The sequence below is a fragment of the Peterkaempfera griseoplana genome (genome assembly GCF_001418575.1).
In the GTDB taxonomy this organism is placed as follows: Bacteria; Actinomycetota; Actinomycetes; order Streptomycetales; family Streptomycetaceae; genus Peterkaempfera; species Peterkaempfera griseoplana.
Window position 1 is genome coordinate 1 of sequence record NZ_LIQR01000221.1, and the last position, 4,386, is coordinate 4,386.

Consider the following 4,386-nt stretch of genomic DNA (forward strand, 5'->3'; position numbering starts at 1 on the left):
GGGGTGGCGGTCCGGGCCGGCGGGCGGCTCGGCCAGGCACGCCGCGGGACGCCCGCGGCCGGGGCGACGGTGTGGCGGCGCGGGCCCCGGGTAGGCGGCGGGCAGCCCGTCCCGGGCACCTTCTCCCGTACCGGCAGTGAGGAGACGCCACCGTGTCCGAAGCCGCAGCCGTGCTCTTCGATGTGGACGGCACCCTGGTCGACACCACCTGTCTGCACACGGTGGCGTGGTGGGAGGCGCTGCGGCAGTACGGGCACCATGTGGCGATGCCCCAGGTGCAGCGCAGCATCGGCATGGGCGCCGACCAGCTGCTGGACCATCTGCTGCCGGACCGCGACCGCGCGCAGGACGGCGAGCTCGAAGCCGCCCACACCAGTCTGTACGCGCAGTGGTGGCCCGTGCTGAGACCGCTGCCGGGCGCCCGGGACCTGCTGTACGCCTGCGCGGAGCGCGGCCTGCGGGTGGTCCTGGCCAGTTCGGCGTCGCAGCGGGAACTGGAGGTGCTGCTGGGGGTCCTGGACGCCCGGGAGGTGATCCACGCGGCCACCACCGCCGACGACGTGGCGGCCAGCAAGCCCGCCCCGGACCTGGTGCAGGTCGCGCTGGAAAAGGCGGGGTGCCCTGGTGATCGTGCCGTGTTCGTGGGCGACACCGTCTGGGACGTGCGGGCGGCCGGACGCGCCGGAGTGCCCTGCGTGGGCGTGGAGTCGGGTGGTTTCTGCGCGGCGGAGCTGAGCGGGGAGGGCGCGGTGGAGGTGTACTCGGACACAGCGGAGCTGCTGGCCGCTCTGGACGGCAGCCGGCTGCGGGGCCCCGGCCGCGGCTGACGGGCGACCCGGCTCTGTCGCTGTGGGCATCCGCGGCGGGCCGCGGAACCGGTGAAGGGGATTGGGCCGGTCGGCCGAGGACAGGTGCGGCCGGGCGGCCTTTTGGTGCTTCGATCGGAGTTCGACTTCGACAGGGGAAGTGCCAGTGCCGACCGAACCCGAGAAGCGGCCCCGACGCGGTGCGCACAACCGGCGCCGGACCCACAGCTCGGCCGCCCGGGGCCGGTCCCGTCCCGGGAGCGCCGGCACATCCGGGGGGCACTCCGGTGCGCGCGCACCCCGGGGGTCGCGGGCGTGGTTCACCGTCGGCCTCCGGCTGGGCCTGGGCGCCCTGCTGGCCTACTACCTGGTCCGGATCATCCTGCGGGCCGGGGAGATCCTGGTGCTGACGCTGCTCGCGGCCTTCGTCGCGATCAGCCTCGAGCCCGCCGTCTCCTGGCTGATCCGGCGGGGCCTGCGCCGGGGATGGGCCGTGACGGTGGTCCTGCTGGCGCTGCTGGGCCTCGCCGGGGGGTTTGTCGCGCTCGCCCTGCCCCCGCTGACCAGTGAGGTGAGCGCGCTGGTCAAGGCCGTACCGCACTGGCTGCGGCAGCTGCACGACCGCCACTCCGCCCTGGGCCGGCTGGAGGACCGCTACCACCTGCTCAGCCGTGTGGAGCAGCTCGGCGGCCGGAACAGCTCGGTGCTGGTCGGGGGAGTGCTCGGGGTGGGGCGGCTGCTGCTGGACTCGGTGTTCGCCATCGCTGCGGTCTGCGCGATGACGGTGTACCTGCTGGCGGGCCTCCCCACCATCAAGGAGTTCGGCTACCGGTTCACACCCAGCAGCTCCAGGGACCGGGTGACCGCACTCGCGGAGGAGGTCCTCAACCGCACCGGGCGCTACATGCTCGCCAATGTGGCCACCTCGGCGATCGCGGGGATCGCCACCTTCCTCTGGCTGGTGGGCTGGGGTGTGCCCTATCCGGCGCTGCTCGGTGTCTTTGTGGCGATCATGGATCTCATCCCGGTGGTCGGCTCCACCGTCGGCGGTGTCGTGGTCTCACTGGTCGCGCTCGTCGTCTCGCTGCCGACGGCGCTGGCGACCGGGGCGTTCTACGTGGCCTTCCGGGTCGCCGAGGACTATCTGATCGTGCCCCGGGTGATGAGGTACGCCGTGGCGGTGCATCCCCTGGTCACCATCCTGGCCGTGCTGGTGGGCGGAGCGCTGCTGGGCATCGTCGGGGCACTGATCGCGGTGCCCCTGGCGGCCGCGCTGGGGCTGGTGCTCGACGAGGTGGTCTTCCCCCGGACGGAGCGCCACTGACCGGGGGCCACTGAGCGGGGTCCGCCGACCGGGGGCCGCCGCGCCGGGGCCGGCCCCGGCCCGGCCGCCCGCTGCGACACCGGGACCGGGCTACCGCAGCCGATACCGGGCAGAAGGAACCGGGTGGCGCCGGGTGGGGCGCATCCCCGCCGCGCCCGATCCGGCACGGCCGGGAACTTGCCCCGACCGCCCGCCCCGTCACGCGTCCCGCAGCCGACCGTCCGGCGTCCGCCGGGCCCTGCACCACCGGAGGCACCCATGAACGGACGCCGCACCCAGGAGTCCCCGCTCGCCGGGCAGACCGCCGTGGTGACCGGCGCGTCCCGGGGACTGGGACTGCTGATCGCCCGGGAGCTGGCCGACCGGGGATGCGCACTGGTGGTCTGCGCCCGCGACGCCGAGGCGCTGCACCGCAGCGCGGAGCAGCTGCGGTCGCGGGGTGCCCCGGTGACCGAGGTGGCCGCCGACCTCACCGACCCGGAGACGGCCGACCGCCTCGTCGCCGCGGCCCGCTCGTCCGGCCGGGAGGTGGACATCCTGGTCAACAACGCGGGGGAGATCCAGGTCGGCCCGGTGGCGGCGATGACCGAGGCCGACTTCCGGTCCGCGATGGAGACCATGTTCTTCGCACCTCTGCGGCTGGTGCTCGCGGTGGTGCCGGGGATGCGAGAACGCCGCCGGGGCAGGGTGGTCAATGTGACCTCGATCGGTGGCCGGATCGCCGCACCGCACCTGCTGCCGTACGACGCCGCGAAGTTCGCCGCCGCGGGCCTCTCGGAGGGGCTCCGGGCCGAGCTGGCCGCCGACGGCGTCTCCGTGACCACGGTGGTGCCCGGCCTGATGCGGACCGGGTCGCACCTGGCGGCCGAGTTCGCCGGCCGCCCGGAGCAGGAGTACGCCTGGTTCGGGCCGGCGGCCTCACTGCCGGGGCTCTCCATGGACGCCGGGCGGGCGGCCCGGCGCATCGTCCGGGCCGCGGAGCGCCGCCGTGCCGAGCTGGTGCTGACGCCCGTCGCGAAGATCGCCGTACGCGCCCACGGGATCGCCCCCGCGACGACCACCCGCACGCTGGGACTGGCCGCCCGGCTGCTGCCCGGGGAGGGCGGGGACGGGGGAGACCGTGCGCGGGGCGCCGAGGCCGCCCGCCGGCTCGGCTCGCGGCTGGTGGGCGTGCTCACCACGGCCGGGGACCGGGCCGCCCGCCGGCACAACGAGCCCGCCTGACCCCTCCCGCACGCGGTCCGGCCGGTGCGCGGTGCCCGCTCCGCCGGCCCCGGCGTTCTCCGTCCGGCGGGCCGCATTCCGTTTCGGGGCGGGCGGGCCGGAGAGGCGCACCGTGACCGGAAACAGCCCCGATGGCACCTCGGGAGGCGCCATGAAGGCACTGACCTGGCAAGGGAAGCGCGACGTACGGGTCGAGACGGTCCCCGACCCCCGGATCCAGGACCCCACCGATGTCATCGTGAAGGTGACCTCGACCGGTCTCTGCGGTTCCGACCTGCACCTGTACGAGCTCTTCGGCCCGTTCCTGGACGCCGGCGACATCCTGGGCCACGAGCCGATGGGCGTCGTGGCGGAGGCCGGTCCGGAGGTGACGGCGGTGCGGCCGGGCGACCGGGTCGTGGTCCCGTTCAACGTCTCCTGCGGCACCTGCTTCATGTGCGGGCAGGGGCTGCACTCCCAGTGCGAGACCACCCAGGTCCACCAGCACGGGACGGGCGCTTCTCTCTTCGGCTACACCAAGCTGTACGGGCAGGTCCCGGGCGGGCAGGCGGAGTACCTGCGGGTGCCGTTCGGGAACACGCTGCCCATCCCCGTCCCCGACGGGCCCCCGGACGACCGCTTCGTCTACCTCTCCGACGTCCTGCCGACCGCCTGGCAGGCGGTGGAGTACGCCGGCATACCGCCCGGCGGCAGCATCGCCGTGCTCGGCCTCGGTCCGATCGGCGACATGTGCACCCGGATCGCGGCGCACCGCGGCGCCGGCACGGTGATCGGGATCGACCTGGTCCCCGAGCGGCTGGAGCGGGCCGCCGCACACGGCGTGCACACCATCGACCTGTCGGAGCACGGCAAGCGGACCGTCGAGCTGGTGCGGGAGCTCACCGACGTGCTCCATCATCCGCGCGGCCACCGCGTCCGGCAGCATGGTGGTCATCTGCTGCGCGACCTTGGCGATCGGTCCGCCGTGCGCCTCCATGCCGACGGCGTCGACCACGGAGTCCGGTCCGCGCCCGTCGGTGAGCTCCCGCACCA

At 74.7% G+C, this 4,386-nt stretch carries 4 protein-coding genes; all 4 read left to right on the forward strand.

Translation table 11 applies throughout. From position 1 onward, the window contains the following. The first annotated feature begins 152 nt into the window (after positions 1-152). Positions 153-827 carry an HAD family hydrolase gene (locus tag AOK09_RS17490; RefSeq protein WP_055588145.1) on the forward strand — a complete coding sequence of 225 codons (675 nt, stop codon included), beginning with the start codon at positions 153-155 and terminating at the stop codon, positions 825-827. A gap of 145 nt (positions 828-972) precedes the next feature. Beyond that, entirely contained in the window at positions 973-2,130 is a 1,158-nt protein-coding gene (locus AOK09_RS17495) for an AI-2E family transporter (RefSeq protein ID WP_245687336.1), read from the forward strand. A gap of 258 nt (positions 2,131-2,388) precedes the next feature. Further along, complete coding sequence (locus tag AOK09_RS17500; protein ID WP_055588146.1) at positions 2,389-3,354, forward strand: SDR family NAD(P)-dependent oxidoreductase; 966 nt, start codon at positions 2,389-2,391, stop codon at positions 3,352-3,354. 151 nt (positions 3,355-3,505) lie between these two features. Further along, positions 3,506-4,386: alcohol dehydrogenase catalytic domain-containing protein (locus AOK09_RS17505; protein WP_157875929.1), on the forward strand; the 881-nt coding region annotated here is incomplete at its 3' end.